A 17,935-nucleotide genomic window follows, 5' to 3' on the forward strand; every position below is an offset into this window, starting at 1 on the left:
ACACAATACTCCGCTAAAAATATTTGATCATCACAGTCGATTCATTTATGTTCTTGTGATATTTACCACAATACTATCACTGTTTAATGGTTGTTCTATCCACGAAAGCCCTTCTCAGTCGTCAAAAATATTTGAATATAAACAGAAGGGAATCGCTTCATATTATGGAGATAAATTTCAGTTACGGAGAACTGCCAGCGGAGAAATATTTAACAACAAATTAATGACAGCAGCTCACAAAACATTACCGTTTGGCACCCATGTGTTAGTTACAAATGTGCAAAACGGCAAGTCTGTGAAGGTCAAAATAAACGACCGAGGCCCATTTGCTCAAAAGAGAATTATCGACCTCAGCAAGGCTGCATTTGCAAAAATTGAAAATTTAGACAAAGGACTCATAAAAGTGGAAATCATGGCTATTGATTAACACCATTCTGCGGTACCTCAACCTGTGCTTTAATTCAGATGCAGGAAGTTTTGTATGCCTGTGAAAATGACCTGCGCAGCAATGGCCGAGACGAAAAGTCCAGTTACCTTGGGCATAATGATTAAACCCTGCTTGCCGATAAGGCGTTTTACACTTGATGAGAGATAGAGCATTAAACCCACGGTGACAACTGCAAGAAAAATAGCAAATCCCATAAAGAGTTTTTCTGTCACACTACCAGCCTCAGCCCCACTTACCAAAAGCACACCAATAACGCCCGGACCTACCGTCATGGGAATAGCCAGCGGAACAATTGCAATATTTCGACTCGTGTTATGGTGTGAAGTGTTATCTTGATCGGAGATCATTGAGAGTGCAGAAAGAAAAAGAATGGTTCCTGCACCAATTCGAAAGGCATCAAGTGTTATTCCAAAAAGTTCAAAGATATATTTCCCAAAAAGGAAAAAGACAAAACAACTCACCATGACGCCCATGGTCACACGAATCGCCGTCCTTTTCTTTTCAAAATCTTCAAAATCATTGGTCAGTGAGATAAAGGCCGAAAGCACAAAAAATGGCGTAAGAATGACAAGTATTTTTAAATAAAAATTAATAAATGTATGTACGAGCAACGCGAAACCTCTTTGAAAAATATTTTACATTACCCACCGCAAAACAACCGATGAGACAATAGTATTTAAGAGAAAAAAATTCGGAATATGATCTTACAGATTTCAGCATCAAGGCTTTATCTCATCTAACAGTTCAATTGTACATTCTCTTTGCAAAGATCTAATTTGCTGTTGCTCTATTTCTTTGTAATTCTTTTGAATTATCTACCAAAAGTTACCAATTGACCGTCGTTTTTTGATTCTATCTTATCATTAATCTGCCGTTCTGGTAAATTTTTCTTAGATTTCATGTTCACAACTATCTTTTGGTGATAAAATAAATAAAAGAATTTTAATTTAATACACCGTGCTCTTCCTTCCCACCTGAAAAACAAAGAATATGAAAAAAAAGATACTATCTGCTGATGATGACAAATTGACAATGGATTCTGAAACTTTCAGAAGCATGTTCAAAGAACACAGTGCAGTGATGTACATCGTTGATTTGTCGACATTTGCCATCATTGATGCCAATCAAGCGGCATTGGATTTTTATGGTTATGATCTGGACACAATGCTCACCAAACGTGTTCCGGATCTCAATATCACACCTGAGTTAGAGATTCGTGCAGAGATCAAACGGGCACTAGATGAAAATCGGTCCTATTACGTATACAAACACCAGCTAGCCAATGGCGAAATACGTGATGTAGAGGTATACGCCAATCCAATTTCAGTCAAGGGGCAAGAGTACTCATTTTCAGTCGTTCATGACATCACTGCCAGAAAAAATATTGAAGACGCTTTACAAGACAGTCAAGAGCGCTTTAAAGCGTTATCGAATGCTACCTTTGAGGCCATCTTTATCTCCGAAAATGGTATTTGTCTTGACCTCAACAGGACAGCTGAGCAGATGTTTGGTTATTCACCTGATGAGGCTCGCGGAAGATACGCAACTGATTTTATTGTCTCCGAAGATCGAGAAAGAGTAAAATCCAATATTCACTCTTGCAGTGAAAAACCTTATGAGGTGACCGCACTTCGCAAGGATGGCTCCACCTTCCCTTCTGAAATCCAAGGCAGGATGACTACTCTCAAGGGGGCAGATGTCCGTATAACTGCATTGCGAGATATAAGTGAAAGCAAACGAACTGAGAAGGCTTTAAAAGAGAACGAGGAAAAATATCGAACCTTGTTTGATATGGAATCAGATGCGCTGGCTGTGATTGAAATCAAAACTGGTAAGATGCTTGAAGTTAATAACGCATTTATTGAGCTCTATGGTTATAGCCGTGATGAAGTCATCAAGATGAAAAACACAGATTTTTCTGCCGAGCCGCAAAAGACCAGAAGTGCCACTCAAACTAGAGGTACATATATACCGGTCAGGTATCATAGGAAGAAAGACGGAACTGTTTTTCCAACAGAAATTTCAGCCAGCATTTTTAATTATCAAGGCCGCGATGTACACATTGCCGCAATTCGTGATATCACCGAGCGTCAACGCCTGGAAGCTCAGATCCAACGCTCCCAGAAGATGGAATCCATGGGCCTTTTAGCTGGTGGTGTTGCCCATGATTTGAATAACATATTATCCGGGATTGTCAGCTACCCGGAATTGATCCTCATGGATTTGCCAGAAGACAGTAGTCTCCGAAAGCCCATCAAAACAATGCAGGCAGCAGGTAACCGTGCGGCTGCAATTGTTGAAGACTTGTTAACAATTGCAAGAGGGGTCGCAACGACTAAAGAGATACTAAATATTAACGCGCTTGTTAACGACTATCTGGAATCACCGGAGTTTGAAAAACTTATCCAGTTCCATCCTGCCGTCAAGGTACGTACTGATCTCGATGCCAATTTGCTCAACACCATAGGCTCTCACTCCCATTTGCGTAAAGTTGTCATGAATCTGGTCTCAAATGCTGCAGAGGCCATCGAAGGTGGAGGGACAGTCACCCTGTCGACCCATAACATATTCGTGGACAAACCATTAAAGGGCTATGAGGATGTTAACATTGATGAGTACGCAGTTTTAAAAGTTGCCGATGACGGGAGAGGGATTCCCTCAAATGAAATTGAAAGAATCTTCGAACCGTTTTACACTAAAAAAATAATGGGCCGAAGTGGGACTGGATTGGGTCTGGCGGTTGTATGGAATGTTATGCAAGATCACGAGGGCTACATCGATGTGAGCAGTGAGAGTTGCGGCACCACCTTTCAGTTATTTTTTCCAGTCTCCAGAGAAGACATCATTGAGAGTTCTTCATCAATAGCTTTTGAATCCTATATGGGTCATGGGGAGACCATTCTTGTCATCGATGATGTCGCCGCTCAGAGGGAAATTGCGTGCAACTTTTTGGAAAAATTGGGTTATGTAGCCACCGAAGTTTCCTCTGGAGAGGCGGCTGTAAAGTATCTGATGAATCATACGGTTGACCTGCTGTTACTCGATATGATTATGGAGCCAGGCATAAGTGGCCTCGAAACATATGATCAAATATTGAGGAATCACCCAGGTCAGAAGGCTGTCATCGTGAGCGGCTTTTCAGAAACAGATGCTATCAAAGAAGCTCAACGGTTGGGAGCGGGGAAATTTGTTAAGAAACCTTATACCTTTGAAAAGATAGGACTTGCCATCCACCGAGAGTTAAGCAGACCAAGGAGTAGCTCAATATAGTGCACAGATCTAAAATGTTCGTACAGTTTTAGTCTTAAGCCCCACGATGAGATGCATTTCTACAAGTAAGGGTACCTTGAAAAATCAGGTCCAAAACAGCAATGACAAGTGTGTCTTATTAATCAATATTATTGGCTATAGCGCCTAGTTCAGTCAACATTGACAAGAGACATTCAACAGCTAATTTTCCGCTATTTTTATCAAAGGTCTCATTTTTTCCGTGGGTTAATCGTATTGGAGAAATATTTCTCTGGGATCTGGTTCCAGGTCCCAGAACAATTGGATAAAATCGTTGCTTACATTGATCATCCATACTGCGGGTTACAATTGTAGCATCAGAAACGCCTACGTTATACGTTTGTTTAAGACGCAGGTGCTTATTTTTATACTCTTTAAGATAGCTTAAAATATGATGATTTGAAAAAGCCTTGTCATAGTTCATCCCTTCAGAGATTGAAAAATCTTTCACTTGCCTGTAACTCAGCCCATCAAGCTGGCTATGGACACTTTCAATTGTATCAAATGAGCGGTTACTGAGAACCAAATGATGTACGACCGGCGCCTGCCCTTCTGATATATATATTTTTGAAGGTATAACAGCAAAACCTGATTCATCGCCAGCCAAGAGAAGATCACTATCCAAAGACTCTGCAATTACACTTGTCAGTAGATTTTTCTCCCGAGGAACCGAACAGACATGCCCTCCTTTCTGCGTTAAGACTTTACCTCCTTTACCTCCTTTACCTCCGATACTTTTAGTATCTATGTCAGGGCGAATACTTACCGGGTTCCATTGACTCAACTGAGATAGAATAGTACGCAAACGATCTAATGTGTCAGATACCCGAATAACAAAGTTTCCCCGTTCAGCTGTATAAAAACTAAAAATTGAAGGATCTGAAACGGTTACGTTATTTTCAAGAACAATAAAGAAAGTATCCTTTTCTGAAATTGGGAGAACAGTGCCTAAATCCTCACCTATCTGGCGAGATGTCTTAATACCTGCCCCTTCTTCTTTGAAGGTGATAGTGAACACCAGATTGGATAATTTAATTTCCCCAAGACGAGCAAGCCTACTGATTAAGAGTTCAAAAGCTACACCCGCTTTACAATCACTCACCCCACGCGCCACCATCTGGTACTCATCTTCATACAGTGAGAATGGAGAAAACGGTTCATCCCATTCCAACGGATCTGCATCCACAATATCCATGTGCGCACTCAGATAAATAATATCCTGATTCACATCAATTTTTTCCGGGCAGGCGATCAGATTTTTCTTCCTGTCTCTGTAAACGCGGTATCCCATGAGATTCTGAGACAAAACATCCTGACACCAGCGCATTCCGGTTTCAATCTGATCAGGTTGCGTGAACACGGTGGGTATTTTTACAAGATCTCGAAGACAACCCAGGTATTCTTCAAAATCAATTTCATTCTGCCGTATCATCAACTCATCTCAACCTATATCTTTACCCAAGGTAGATATTATACATATCACTATTTAGAATAGCGTACCTTTTAGAATAACGGGGAAACAGTGTATGAAGGGGGGATCAGATAATCCCGGGGCTTCATCAGCCTGGAAATACCTCTCTTAAAATATAATAAGAATAGAATGTCTCATTACAGCCTCCTTGAAAACTCGTTTCTTCTGATCAGACGAAACACACACTATTTTCCTTCGGATCAATTCTTCATTTTCTTCTCCAGGATTTTTTTTGCACGGTAGACTCTGGTTTCTATGGTCTTGGGGCTAACATCCAAAATTGCGGCGCTTTCAATCTGACTCTTTTCTTCTAAAGTGAATAAGATAAGGGCACTTTTTAGTTTATGTGGCAGTTGAGAGATATATTTGTGCAAACGAGCAACGTCCTCTTTTCTTTCATTTTTTTCCTCTATCCCAGCATCATAACCAGTATCTGGCGATTCCTTCTCCTCAGCCTCGTTAAAAGAGAATATTTTACGCAACGCGTGTTTGCGACCTTTATCCCTGCATAAATTTAAGGCGATTTGATACAACCAGGTTTTAAAACGATATGCCGCATTAAAAGAAGCAGCCCTCGTATAGACCCGAACAAATGTTTCCTGAACAATATCATAGGCAAGAGATTCATCGTGAATGTATCTGAGCACAAAGTGATACAGGGGGTTCTGGTAGCGCTGCATGAGAATATCCAGCACAAGATCTTCTCCTGAACATAACCTTTTTATCAACTGCTCATCACTGTCATCATGACCCGGAGCAACTGTCATCATGGATTGTTTCGAAGCCTCTCTACAACATGGTTTTGAAGAACTTCGGCTTGCTCAGCAGTTAACACAGTTTTTATTTGAGCGAGATGTTGTAACGTCAGATGTTGCAAAGCCCCCATAGGAGTGTGGATCGCCATCACAACATCTGCGACATCCTCATCTTCATAGCCCTTTTGTTCGATGATCTGTGCCAGTTTGTTATTGGCTGCAGCCATCTGTTCTATGTAGATCTGCTTTTGTTTGAGGTAAGCCTCTTCAATAGGTGCAAGAAGAAGTTTCTGCTCTTTCGTCACCCCAAGGGTTGTGGTGTAAAATGTGTCTATTTCATTATGGGAGGCCGGAACACAGTGAGCGTTCTGGGTCTTAGCGGGTGCTGTTTTCTGACCAATAAGTACACCAAGAGAACCACCTGACAAAAACACAATCACGAGTACAATTAGGGGAAATAGTTTCATGGTAGAGTTCCTTGACCATTGAGAGATAATAAGTTTGTGGTCGTCAGGCTTTGATGGGAGAAATATCGCAGATCAAAGAGATCCGGCTCACCTCCTTTGTCAAAACTAATCTGAGATAACGCAAGACAAGAGCCTAAAATAAGGACGAGGGAAAAAACCTTCACCCCAGGGCTTAAAGTGAGATCAAGCCAATTTGGCGGCCCATCTTTTTCTCTTGTAGCCCTGACTTTTTCCCAAACATCTGTTCTCAAACTACTCAGCGCATCAAAGGAGGGTTCCTGTTGAACTGAGTGAGCTATTTTTTTATCAAGTGTATCCATAAGTCACTCCTATAAAGGGATTCTACCATTAATACGTTTAAGATCGAAATATCCCTTAATAATTTTAGGCACACCCCTTTAGTCAATTAAGGCCCTGAATGCATAAATAGTTGGGGATATATACCCTATGACGGACGATACAGAAGGAATTTTCTGCTAAATCATTTTCTTACGCAAGTCATGAAAAACAGATTCAAGATGTATTGATTTATCACTCGTGATCTTCTCCATGTGCTGCTCGACCACTTGCTGCATTGAAATATTCCCAAGATCGGAAAGTTGGGCGTAATACCCTAGTCTGCGCCCCAAAATAAAATTATTTTGCTCATCTTCAGGTAGAGATAAAAAGCTTTTTAGGGTAGCCATAAGTTTTGCCTTATCACCTGGTAATGTACCATCCACTTCCGGAAGGAGATCAACACTGTGGAAGTTTCTAAAATGACTATTAATACCTGTGAGCTTACTCAGAATCTCAAACTCTTCTTCAATCATCTCAACTTCTGATAGCAGAGTAAAGTTACCGTCATCAATCATCTGAGCCAAACCAGTACCGTCTTTTACCCCTAGGGTAAGGTTACGTATTTCGCACGGATCAACTTGGTTTAAAACATCGATTGTTCCCTCTACGTGCAGCTTTGAGAGTTCCTTACCACCCAAACCCAGAATGACAAACACCATCATTTTCATCCCAGCCTGTTTTGCCCGACGAGAGGATTCTATAAAATCTTCAGGGGTTGTGCCTTTTCGCACCTTTTTAAGCACCTCAGCAGATCCTGACTCCAAGCCACTATAGAGCATATTTAAGCCGGCATCGCAGATCTCCTGCATTTCAGCAGCAGATTTTCTCATCATGGTCTGAGCTCTGCCATAGGAGCTGATTCGTTTCAATGACGGAAAAGCGTCTTTTAGGGCGCTGAGCACCTCAATAAGATTGTCTGTACCCATTACAAAGGAATCACCATCCTGCAAAAAGCAGGTTTCAATAGGTGCCCCATTGTAATAGTGCTTTGCAGCAATAATATCTCTTTTAATATCATCCACTGATCTGATGGAAAAGTGGGCCCCTTGAAATAGAGTGCAAAAAGAACATTTATTCCAAGGACAACCTCTGGTGGTTCTAATCAGGAGGCTATCCGCCTCAGTTGGCGGTCGAATTGGGCCTTGCTCAAAGTCAATCATTTCCATATTCACCCTGGACTCTTTTATAATGAATCATAAAAGGAGGTAGGCTATTAAAAACATATCTCCCTTCTTAGAACATAAACCTCAGGCTATTTTACTCATTTCATTGACCGAAAATGCCTCTACTGCACCTTCAGTTGCGGCCATATACTCCTTGAGATGCGTATTCCCCACATGTTTCTGCCACAGTTCACGGGATTCCCAGTTTTCATAGAACAAAAAGTGAGCCGGATTTTCATTGTCCTGATGGAGATCATAATTAATACACCCCTCTTCTGCACGGGTAACGTCGATCAACTTCAGTAGTTCTGCCTTTACCAGTTCAACTTTGTCTGCCTTAGTCGTAATATTTGCTACGATTGTTATTTGAGCCATTTTCCTCTCATTGTATAGATTGATACTACTCATTAACCTGCAATACATACCTGCAATACATACCTGTAATAATAACAATAATAATTGTTTTATAAAAAACAGAGAAAGACTTTTACAAAATGAAGATCTTGTGTCAGATAAAAGCAGAATCCGAAAGGGGTAGTTTTGTAAGTGGTTCTATAGCCTCAATATGTTACTGTAACTCTTCTCATTACGTCAGAAACAGATACTACAATTTCGATAAATATAAGTCTTGGATCAAGGTCAAAATGTCTCCCAAACAAACCATAGATATAAACAAAGCATTTTCTGCAGAAGAGTTTAAAGCCAATGGATATAAAGTGGTGGATATTCTCGCGAATTACCTGGAAAAAGCTGAGAACAGAGCGCTCGACAATGTACTACCACCAGTTACACCTGAAGAAATGCTTGAAAAGTGGAGTGGAGAGTTCCCTGAAGAACCTGGCACTGATTTCACCTCCCTTATTGATAAAACAATCGAATTATCAAACCATCTTCACCATCCAAGATACGTTGGCCACCAGGTGACGTCTCCCCTGCCCCTTGCATCACTCTGCTCACTTGTTGGCGCACTCTTAAATAATGGTAATGCCGTTTATGATATGGGACCTGCGACGACAATTATGGAGCGCAAGCTCATCGTTTGGATGTCTGGCCTCATCGGGCATACAACAACGGGCGATGGATTCTTTACCTCTGGAGGTACTCTTGGAAACCTCACCGCACTTCTCGCTGCTCGTCAGGCTAAAACAGACTATGACATTTGGACTAAAGGCGCTAAAGAGACAGAGAACCTTGCTATCATTGTCTCTGAGCAATGCCATTATTCAGTAAAACGTGCTGTCTCTGTGATGGGGCTTGGAGAACAGTCTGTCATACCAGTACCGGCAGACGATAATTTCCATATGGATACAACCCAGCTTCAAAGTGCCTTAGATAAGGCTAAAACGGATGGGAAAAAGGTCATTGCTGTAGCTGCAAGTGCATGTTCTACAGCAACTGGTAGCTATGACAATCTTGAAAAAATTGGCGAGTTTTGTGAGAAGAACAATTTATGGTTCCATGTAGATGGGGCCCATGGCGCATCAGCTCTTATCTCAAATAAATATAAACATCTCCTAAAAGGTGTTGAGAAAGCAGATTCCCTCGTTTGGGATACTCATAAGATGATGCTTATGCCCGCGCTCAATACCGCAGTCATCTTTAAGAACCCTCACAATTCCTATGAGGCATTCTCCCAAAAAGCCTCATACCTCTTTGAAAATGAAGCAAAAGAAGAATGGTATAACATGGCCCACAGGACCATGGAATGCACCAAATTAATGATGGGTTTCAATGTGTACACCTGCCTCTCTGTCTATGGAACAAAGTTTTTTGGGGATTATATAGACCAGGTCTATGACCTGACAAAAGAATTCGCAAGAGTCATCAACAGTAGTCCCGATTTTGAGATAGCTATCGAACCCGAGTGCAATATAATTTGTTTCAGATACCTTGCAAAAGATCATCCAGACATGGACAATCTTCAATTTGATCTACGAAAAAGGCTCCTGAATGAAGGATCATTTTACCTCGTACAGACAGAACTAGCAGGCAAAGCATATCTACGATGTACCATTATCAATCCACTCACCACCATTGATGATCTTCAACTACTCCTGAACCGAGTAAGACATTTTGTTTTGGAAATGTAGAGAGGTACAAAGGTAAGATTTGTAGAAGGGATAAACGTAACTCGTAATTAATGGAAATGTACACATGGGCAGAAAAGACTACATACTGATTGCTGTTTTATATGGCTCACTTATCTCCGGTGTTTTCTTCCCTCATATCTCTGAACAAGTCTCGCCGTATATAAAATACCTGATGATGACTATGCTTTTCTTGTCATTTATCAAGATTTCGCCAAAAGATGTCGGCGATGCAATCGTCTCCAACTGGCAAGGATTAATATTAGGTTTTATCCTTCGTTTATGTATCGTTCCCATCCTTGCCTACTATGTTACATTAATGATTTATCCTCCCCTGGCACTACCGATCCTACTACTTGCCGGGGTCTCTACCGGGGTTTCATCACCATTTTTTATGTCACTCTGTAAAGGAAATATTTCCTACTGTCTGGTGATGGCCGTTACAACCAGCCTCTTTGTCCCCATCAGCCTTCCTTTCATGGTTAATACACTGGCCAAAAGTAGTCTCAACTATGATTTGCTATCCATGGCAATCTTTCTTGCCACTGTCATATTTGTTCCGCTCATTGCAGCATTTAGCTGTAGAAAGATATCACCGAAGTTGCTCGAGCAAATCAATAGAAAAGGATATCCGATTGCTCTGGTTGTTATTGCTGCAATAAATTTTGGTGCATTGGGCAGATATGTCCCCTACCTTCAGGCGAACCCGGCTCAAATCCTCTACTGTGCTCTTTTCTCTCTGGGACTTGGGGTCACGTTATCTTTTATTGGATGGATGTCAGAAAAAGGTAAACATTGGCCTGATAGAGTGGCAGCGGCAGGAAGTCAAACCTGGGTTAACAATGTACTTATTATTGCTTTGGCCATACAGATTGATCAACCCCTGGCCGCCACCTTGAGTGTCTTCTATTTTATCCCACTGTATGGATCTGTTGTCTTTTTTACAGTTCTTGCAAACCGTAAATAATTTATAGATCGGTCAAGGGCCGTTACGTTAAAAAAACTGTGGTGAAGTGTTATACTGATCCAATTTTATCTCTCTACCAGCAAGCCTTAGATACCATCTAGAGAAAAAGGGTTTGTTCCCCAAAGCCCATCTGGATTCGTACATTCAAACGCTTATCATCACTACGTTACATACTGCGTAAAGATCCATTTTAGGTATTATATAATTCCTACATACATTAAGACTGCATTTGAGCCAGCGAAATAGTTGCTAAAAATTTTGGCTATCCTCTTGTATATAGTTAATTTGCACACCTAATTTCCTCGCAGCATTAAACGCATATTCAAGGTCCTCTCCGTCTGTCTTCATGGTTATCAACCGCTGCTTTTTTCCATAATTATGATGGATATTCATGGATAATATTAGCACCCCATAGCGTCGTAAAACCGCAAGAAGATCGTAGAATTCATCGGAAGTTTTACCCATGATAATTTCTACCCGTACACCGTCTTCATTTACAGCGAATATTTCCATAAAAGCCCTGAAAATATCAGACTCTGTTATTATACCCACAAGTTCACCATTCTCGATAACTGGCATTGCACCAACCTTGTGCTGTCGCATTCGTTTTGCAACCAGTTCCAGAGGAGTCATCGCTCCCACCCACATGGGATCAGCCGTCATTATTTCGCCAACGCTCGTCGACTCGGAAAAGAGCAACGCAGACCCAGCAGAACTTCCATCAAGAGTTGATGGCAGGGCATTATACATATCAGTTGTACTCACAATCCCAACTAACTGCTTTTCCTTATTCACCACAGGCAAACGCCTGACATCAATATCCCGCATTAAAAGCCGGGCTTTTTCAACTGACGTCGTCGTTGATATTGTAGTAGGATTTTCGGTCATCCATAGCCTGACAAACATTTCCCAGCCTCACAGCAGAGTTAATAAAGAAATAGAAATACGATGTATATTGAGTACCACCTACTTCTAACCGAGATAAACGGGATAAGTACCTTGTGAATTACTCGAAACAATGAATGTTCCTGAACTCAGTTTCTCGGAGTCTACGCTATCTGTTTTTTTAGGCATCTTTTCTGGAGCAAGGTACTGAGTTCGCTATCAGATGGGATTTACCACTATCTCTGCGGTTGTGGTATGCATTTTAATTACAACACCACTCATTTCAGAATGCAGAGCCATGGTCTCATTACCAATTCTAATTTGACTCCCCCCAGCAATAGTTCCATGAACAGTCACGGTTTCCGGAGTGTAAAATGAGTCATTATCTCCAATGGAATCTTCCCGTGTCCCGGGGATAAGATTTAATTCAAACAGTTCTTTTTCTATGGCCCTCAGTGTTTTTTCCCGCCGTAGTATTACACTCTTTGCCTGCTTCGCCCTACCGTGTCGATGGGCTAAATCCTGGGTTTCCTCAAGTACTGTTTGATATTCTTTTTGTAAGTTCTGATAGAGATAATACCTCGCAAGATCGACACCTACTGCAAGAGATATTGGTTTTGCTGTTGAAGAACCAATTTGTCCGCAACTCACAGAGCCGCTCGCAACGATATCTCCGCCAATAATCTTGACACTCTCAGGGCAGTGCAAATCTCCACCTGCTTGAATTGAAGAATAATATGCCCCGGAACGGATCACAACATTGCCACCGGCAGAAAGCGTACCATTTTCAATGTGATTCAATTCAGCTGTCCCCTGTACACGAATTTTAGTCTTTTGACCTACAATGCCACCCTTAACTATTATATTACCGTGCGAATTGACTGAAGCAGACTGAACGTTCCCCTCAATAAGCACATTCCCTTTTACTGAGACAATAAACCCGGGCTGCACTGAACCTGATATTTCTACGCAGTTCTGAGATCGTATGTTTCCTGTATGATAATCGATATCTCCATCGATCTTTTGCTTGGACAAGACACGGATTGTATCCTCGTTGACCACACTGAGTACGCCAGAAGCTGTGGCTCGTATTGTTCCATCATCCTCATTGTAGTATGTGTCATCAGAAACCTTAACCGTGATATCCTGGCCATCTGGTGCTTCAATTGGTTCTCCCGCCAGATTGCATCCAGGCTTACCCGCTGTGGCCGGAACCTTACAGGCCAGCAATTGCCCCTTTTTGACGCCAACAAACATGAGGCGTTCTCGAAAATCGATGGTTCCATCTGCCAGGATCTTTCCCGGTAAAGGACCGATTTCCACCTCAAACCTGATATAGGCATCATCACCATGGACAGGTCTCTTACCTCGGGCAATCAAATGGTCAAAAATCGGTTCACCAAGTGTATTGAGTGCGTCAAGAGCCACAGTAACGGCCTGAAGATCAACACCAAAACTCACGTTTTCATTTTCCAGGACATCCTGTACGAGGCCAAGGTTAAGAACGTTTGCAGGTTTTGTGGCTGGAAAGAGATTGATTGACGCCTCCATTTTATTATCCGTTACAGAGACCAACCTACACAGTGTAACAGATACCTTCGCCTCCTGTTTTGAACTTGTGACGACTGTTTTAGGATAACCATAGCACGAGGCAAGGAGTTGACTGCCATCTGGACTCAACTCTGTACTATCACCCGAGACCAGTTCAGTTGTTGGAGCTGCTTTTTCTCTATTAAGGGACAAGAGGAGTTGACCGGGAGTTACAAACGTATCACTATAACCTTGCCGATCTCCTTCTCCTGAGACCGTCTTTGAGGGATTTTCCGAGAAATGAATAATTACTCCGGGAATTACTTGAGACAATGTGCCCATATCCTTGTGCAATGTAATGATAACTCTTGACGAGAGTAATTGCGTAGACCCGCCACTGTAATTTGAATGCAAGCCGTCCGGAGAAAACTACATTATTTGTGACTTTGAATTGTAATCAACACACATAAAAAATGCTGGTTTCCAGACACTTCTCACCTGTTGAGCCACACCTTACCTGTAGTCAAAAAATAACAGTTTTAGACCTGTCTCCTGTCAGAAAAAATCTGCGCCAGATTATTATCCACAACATATATACAAATCTCTTTTGCACCCTGTCTTGAATAGCGAAATTTCTTTTGTAATTTTTCAATCATAAAGGTGACATCACTCTGAATCTTGTCATCATACGTTTTGAAATCTTCATGGTTAAAATCTTTAATCGCTCTACGAAAATTTTCGTTTTTCATAAACGGTTCAAGCACCTTTTCCTTCAAGGTATGAATATATTTTTCGTGGAGATTGTGATAAAGCGATGTCTCTGTTATTCCGAGCCCATCTCGTAACATTTCCTGGGGCAATGCTGTTGTGGTATAACTTCTTTGTACATTGCTTCGAAACGTCAAAGCACTCGTTGATTCAATCTGCAGACGCGCTTCAATCTGAGAAAAATAATCGTCGTTTATCTCTAGCTTATCCCCTGTAAACTCACACACCTCTGTGGTTCCGGGCTCAAAATTGACCGCAAATATATAGTTGACGAGATCTCTTGAAATCTGATCTTCATTATAATAGTAGAGGGATTCTTTGACCTCCTGGAGCACTGTGTAATTATACATCCTGAGAAGGGAGTCGAGAAAGCCCATGGGCAGGATGGCCTTATTTTCCTTACACTGTTTTCTAAAAAATTTGCCGAGCATTGACATATCAATGAGTTTATCATCTTTTGCATAGGTTGAATAAAACTCATTAAATAATTGGATTGAATCCCTGCCGGAATAGCCTGTCCAGCCATCTTTTTCAGATTCGGCTATAATCTTATGTCGACGCTTTGAGGTAAACTCTGAAACATCCTCTTCAGAGAGCCATTCAGGGATATGCCCTGTGAATATTTCCATCTTTAAGAGTTGCAAATTGGTATCACAATAGAGCTCATATTTCTCAGGATTTCCAATCCACTCCTTCATGGCGTCAGACTCTGTTCGAAGCCTTGTTGCAATGATGATCCGTGCAAAATTATGTAATACCCGCGGCAAAAATCCTTCATCAATGTGCTTACCAAAGTTCTCTCTGTAGATATCCACCTCGGTTTGCAGATCGAGTACATAGGGAATGTTTATGTATTGCACCCTGTCGGCAAAGGCGTGGAGATCATCAAGGAGTTTTTTATCCTCTGGATTCATCAGCGCAAAGAGCAGAGAATCAACCTGTTCTTCTATATCTTCAACCTTATGGACCCCATCACTGATGATATTGTGTAGTTCCATTAACCTGTCAGTATTATGGGACTTAATATCCATAAGGGCATAGATACCATTGTTGGTCTTGGCATAGCGAGAGTAGAGATAGCTCACCCGCTTTCCGGAAGTAAAAAATGAATCCAGACTACGCTGGATCATTTCACTGGTCATTACCCCATGACGTAGAGGCTTATCTCCGGGATTAAAAACTGATACACCCTCGCCTATGCGCCGATTAAAGATGTAAGGCCTTGCAAATACACACTCCATCACCTTCATCGGATCCTGAAATTTCCGGAGCAATTCCTGATACATTGAAACACAAATGGTGCACGGTTCCTCATGGAACAGCCAGTCATACTTTTTCTCTGTGAAAAGGTGCCATTTAATTTCATCATTTTCAAAAAGATCATCAAAAAACTGACGGCGGATCTCTTTTGGGATGAGGAGCAGCGGATTATCGTGGCTTGGACAGGGAACATCAAAATAACTTCCTAGTTCAGCATCTTCCTTACAGGCACATTTAACTCCTGCAGCCAGATTATTTTGACCATCGTTTTCTAATACCCAGGCGAGCTTGTCGGTGATTGCATTGAGGTTATGGGTCTCACTCATTGCCTTATCATGCTTCATTCTCCAGACGACTTCATATCTGGAACCTTGTGGAGAGTTGGCGTATTCTTCGAATTTTTGCAGAAAATTGTTTAAAAAAGTTGATTTCCCGCTACCGTGGGGGCCATCAAATATATAAATTTTGTTCTGCTTGGCGCCAACCTTAAAACTATCGACATGCCTCATAAGACGATTGGCAAAAAGTCTATCAGCAAAAAAAGGTCTGTCAGAACCGTGTACAAATAAATCACCACAGTCATACTTGAGAAACTGGATGCTTTCCGGATCATCACTCTGCTCGTCTACACCGTCACAAACATACTGTTTGACCATATCCGGATAGAGCTGATAGACATTTCGAATATAACGATCCGGATATTTGATAACTTCTTGCAGGAAATCAGCAAACGAAAGTACAGGAGACTGTTTCCACTGCTCTTTCGTCTTTTTAAAGTTTGCGAAAACCTTGCTTAAATCGCGCATACAATTCCCCTTAGCCACTATATATCTAAAGAATTTACCTCTTTTAGGTAAATGATGGGTGAGCAACTGCTACTAATCGATAACAACCCTCATCATCTTCTTTTTATGCATTGTATATTTTACTCTTTTCCACTGAATCCTTTGCTGAACAGATTCCTGCGGGCCCGGCTGGGCTTCTTGCTTAACGGGCTTTGCTTCATGGGTAAAAAGACTCACCTTATTTCCCCACAAATATTCTATACCCATAAGAGTCCCACCAATATATTCACGAAATAGAGGCTTATTTTCAAAAATATGATTTATCACCAGGCTGTTGTCGTCATCAATATCAACCTTCACAGCGGGAGGATGATACAACGAGTCTGCAACCATCTTTTTGTAATGTTCAGCCTTTTTTGATTTTATATAGTATTCCCAGGTCATACGCTGTTTATTTAGTCGTTTGTCAACCACAAGCAACTTATGCATATCCACAAATTCCTGGTCTATGAATGTATTTACAAACATCGAATCGCAATAATTCTCACGAATATCGAAAATAAAATCCCTTCCAGCGCTGGTATTTTTATTAAAATTATTCCGTTTATGCTGATCAGATATCCGCTGGTAATCATATGACAAGCGGCCCTTATTCGCCTGCTCCTCAAGATAGTAAAACAAGCGCATCCCCAGAGCATATGGATTGAGACCAACCTTAGGAAGCGAGGTGACCTTGGCGTTTACGGCTGCAAAGGCGACTTCATTACCGCTGATTCTGTCATCTTGTAAAAAGAGCGTCTCATGCCAGTAACTGGCCCAGCCCTCATTGAGGATCTTGGTTCTGATCTGGGGTTGAAAATACAACGACGTAGAACGTACAAGCTCTATAACCGAAAGCATCCATTTATTATCTTCACGGTTCAAGAACTCCGAATGTTCCATTATGAATTGAAGCAGATCAAGCTTTCCAGGCCCACTTTCCCGCTGCTTGACGGCTTTGCCATACAATGACTCAAATTCAGCATGCCGTGACTTAATATCCTCAACAAAACGGGCATCCGCCCCTTCCTTAAAGTCACGCCTAAACCCATTATATTTTTCGATCTCAGAAACATAACCGGCGATCGAACTGTCATCTTTGGCCTGGATGAAGCTATCAAAATAAAAATCGACCCTGCTGAGCTTCTTACTCTTAGCCGTATAGGACTCCAGAAGATCGTAGTAACCAACCAGATTATCAATTGATCGTGCAAACTCAATAATGTAGTCCACCCAGCGACCTTTTTCTGAACGAAGCTTTGCAAGCAGCCTTTTTTCAGCAAGAGCCTTTCCTGCAAAATCGTAATCCCAGGTATGACGAAAGTAGAGATTGTTCTGGAAGAAATCGATATGGCCAATCACATGATAAAAGATCATCACGTTCAGCCAGTCCGGGTTGTTATCATTGTAAAAAGAGATGGGCGGTCTTGTATTAATTACAGTCTCGTAAGGGTTATTCGGATAGAGTTCATACTGCCCCTGTTCCTTCATCACCTCAACATCCTGAACCCAGTAGTCATACAAGGTCGGGATCATATTTTTAGGGGAGAGTTCCAGAAAATCGCGATTGGTCACAATGTATTCAAGACTTTCATCCTGGAATCGCAGACCAGCATCACGGGCCCGCTCTTTGCAGCCTTCCATGATTTTTTTCGCATGCTGACTTACAAGTTCCATATCACC

Annotated in this window: 15 protein-coding genes; 4 read left to right on the plus strand and 11 right to left on the minus strand. The window is 41.5% G+C overall.

Annotated features, from left to right (window positions below; all coding sequences use genetic code 11):
• The first annotated feature begins 19 nt into the window (after positions 1-19).
• On the plus strand, positions 20-427 hold the full coding sequence (locus tag ACX6CI_RS09555) for a septal ring lytic transglycosylase RlpA family protein (protein ID WP_458778455.1): 408 nt from the start codon (positions 20-22) through the stop codon (positions 425-427).
• 29 nt (positions 428-456) lie between these two features.
• On the opposite strand, the gene ACX6CI_RS09560 is transcribed toward ACX6CI_RS09555, so the two are convergent.
• Entirely contained in the window at positions 457-1,059 is a 603-nt protein-coding gene (locus ACX6CI_RS09560) for a MarC family protein (protein WP_458777934.1), read from the minus strand.
• 379 nt (positions 1,060-1,438) lie between these two features.
• Between ACX6CI_RS09560 and ACX6CI_RS09565 the strand changes: the two genes are divergently transcribed.
• On the plus strand, positions 1,439-3,718 hold the full coding sequence (locus tag ACX6CI_RS09565) for a PAS domain-containing hybrid sensor histidine kinase/response regulator (protein WP_458777935.1): 2,280 nt from the start codon (positions 1,439-1,441) through the stop codon (positions 3,716-3,718).
• A 118-nt stretch (positions 3,719-3,836) separates the two neighbouring features.
• On the opposite strand, the gene ACX6CI_RS09570 is transcribed toward ACX6CI_RS09565, so the two are convergent.
• From ACX6CI_RS09570 to ACX6CI_RS09595, 6 genes are all read right to left on the minus strand, one after another.
• Positions 3,837-5,168, minus strand: a complete 1,332-nt coding sequence (locus ACX6CI_RS09570; protein ID WP_458777936.1) for a M20/M25/M40 family metallo-hydrolase — start codon at positions 5,166-5,168, stop codon at positions 3,837-3,839.
• A 239-nt stretch (positions 5,169-5,407) separates the two neighbouring features.
• Positions 5,408-5,977 carry an RNA polymerase sigma factor gene (locus ACX6CI_RS09575; protein WP_458777937.1) on the minus strand — a complete coding sequence of 190 codons (570 nt, stop codon included), beginning with the start codon at positions 5,975-5,977 and terminating at the stop codon, positions 5,408-5,410.
• Positions 5,974-6,429, minus strand: a complete 456-nt coding sequence (locus ACX6CI_RS09580; protein WP_458777939.1) for a hypothetical protein — start codon at positions 6,427-6,429, stop codon at positions 5,974-5,976. Before ACX6CI_RS09580 ends, ACX6CI_RS09575 begins: the two co-directional genes overlap by 4 nt.
• Entirely contained in the window at positions 6,426-6,749 is a 324-nt protein-coding gene (locus ACX6CI_RS09585; RefSeq protein WP_458777940.1) for a hypothetical protein, read from the minus strand. The genes ACX6CI_RS09580 and ACX6CI_RS09585 overlap by 4 nt, the downstream gene beginning before the upstream one ends.
• Positions 6,750-6,905: 156 nt before the next feature.
• Positions 6,906-7,934, minus strand: a complete 1,029-nt coding sequence (locus tag ACX6CI_RS09590; protein WP_458777941.1) for a B12-binding domain-containing radical SAM protein — start codon at positions 7,932-7,934, stop codon at positions 6,906-6,908.
• An 81-nt stretch (positions 7,935-8,015) separates the two neighbouring features.
• Positions 8,016-8,306, minus strand: coding sequence for a putative quinol monooxygenase (locus ACX6CI_RS09595; protein ID WP_458777942.1), 291 nt, complete (start codon positions 8,304-8,306; stop codon positions 8,016-8,018).
• Between the two features lie 269 nt (positions 8,307-8,575).
• Between ACX6CI_RS09595 and ACX6CI_RS09600 the strand changes: the two genes are divergently transcribed.
• Both ACX6CI_RS09600 and ACX6CI_RS09605 read left to right on the plus strand, forming a co-directional pair.
• Positions 8,576-10,021 carry a pyridoxal phosphate-dependent decarboxylase family protein gene (locus ACX6CI_RS09600; RefSeq protein WP_458777943.1) on the plus strand — a complete coding sequence of 482 codons (1,446 nt, stop codon included), beginning with the start codon at positions 8,576-8,578 and terminating at the stop codon, positions 10,019-10,021.
• A gap of 64 nt (positions 10,022-10,085) precedes the next feature.
• Positions 10,086-10,985 carry a bile acid:sodium symporter family protein gene (locus ACX6CI_RS09605; RefSeq protein ID WP_458777944.1) on the plus strand — a complete coding sequence of 300 codons (900 nt, stop codon included), beginning with the start codon at positions 10,086-10,088 and terminating at the stop codon, positions 10,983-10,985.
• Positions 10,986-11,234: 249 nt separating this feature from the next.
• Here ACX6CI_RS09605 and ACX6CI_RS09610 read toward each other — a convergent pair whose 3' ends face one another.
• The 4 genes from ACX6CI_RS09610 to ACX6CI_RS09625 form a co-directional block, all read right to left on the minus strand.
• Entirely contained in the window at positions 11,235-11,891 is a 657-nt protein-coding gene (locus ACX6CI_RS09610; RefSeq protein ID WP_458777945.1) for a CBS domain-containing protein, read from the minus strand.
• A 198-nt stretch (positions 11,892-12,089) separates the two neighbouring features.
• A complete protein-coding gene (locus ACX6CI_RS09615; RefSeq protein WP_458777946.1) occupies positions 12,090-13,733 on the minus strand; it encodes a DUF342 domain-containing protein in 1,644 nt (547 codons plus the stop codon).
• 206 nt (positions 13,734-13,939) lie between these two features.
• Entirely contained in the window at positions 13,940-16,234 is a 2,295-nt protein-coding gene (locus ACX6CI_RS09620) for a serine protein kinase PrkA (protein ID WP_458777947.1), read from the minus strand.
• Between the two features lie 72 nt (positions 16,235-16,306).
• Positions 16,307-17,929, minus strand: coding sequence for a SpoVR family protein (locus tag ACX6CI_RS09625; RefSeq protein ID WP_458777948.1), 1,623 nt, complete (start codon positions 17,927-17,929; stop codon positions 16,307-16,309).
• Positions 17,930-17,935: the final 6 nt, after the last annotated feature.

It is taken from the genome of Desulforhopalus glucosivorans, assembly GCF_054397165.1.

Coding starts and splice junctions, on each gene's coding strand:
- ACX6CI_RS09565 (WP_458777935.1), top strand. CDS start 1,439: ATGAAAAAAAAGATACTATCTGCTGATGATGACAAATTGACAATGGAT.
- ACX6CI_RS09570 (WP_458777936.1), bottom strand. CDS start 5,168: ATGATACGGCAGAATGAAATTGATTTTGAAGAATACCTGGGTTGTCTT.
- ACX6CI_RS09575 (WP_458777937.1), bottom strand. CDS start 5,977: ATGATGACAGTTGCTCCGGGTCATGATGACAGTGATGAGCAGTTGATA.
- ACX6CI_RS09580 (WP_458777939.1), bottom strand. CDS start 6,429: ATGAAACTATTTCCCCTAATTGTACTCGTGATTGTGTTTTTGTCAGGT.
- ACX6CI_RS09585 (WP_458777940.1), bottom strand. CDS start 6,749: ATGGATACACTTGATAAAAAAATAGCTCACTCAGTTCAACAGGAACCC.
- ACX6CI_RS09590 (WP_458777941.1), bottom strand. CDS start 7,934: ATGGAAATGATTGACTTTGAGCAAGGCCCAATTCGACCGCCAACTGAG.
- ACX6CI_RS09595 (WP_458777942.1), bottom strand. CDS start 8,306: ATGGCTCAAATAACAATCGTAGCAAATATTACGACTAAGGCAGACAAA.
- ACX6CI_RS09600 (WP_458777943.1), top strand. CDS start 8,576: ATGTCTCCCAAACAAACCATAGATATAAACAAAGCATTTTCTGCAGAA.
- ACX6CI_RS09605 (WP_458777944.1), top strand. CDS start 10,086: ATGGGCAGAAAAGACTACATACTGATTGCTGTTTTATATGGCTCACTT.
- ACX6CI_RS09610 (WP_458777945.1), bottom strand. CDS start 11,891: ATGTTTGTCAGGCTATGGATGACCGAAAATCCTACTACAATATCAACG.
- ACX6CI_RS09620 (WP_458777947.1), bottom strand. CDS start 16,234: ATGCGCGATTTAAGCAAGGTTTTCGCAAACTTTAAAAAGACGAAAGAG.
- ACX6CI_RS09625 (WP_458777948.1), bottom strand. CDS start 17,929: ATGGAACTTGTAAGTCAGCATGCGAAAAAAATCATGGAAGGCTGCAAA.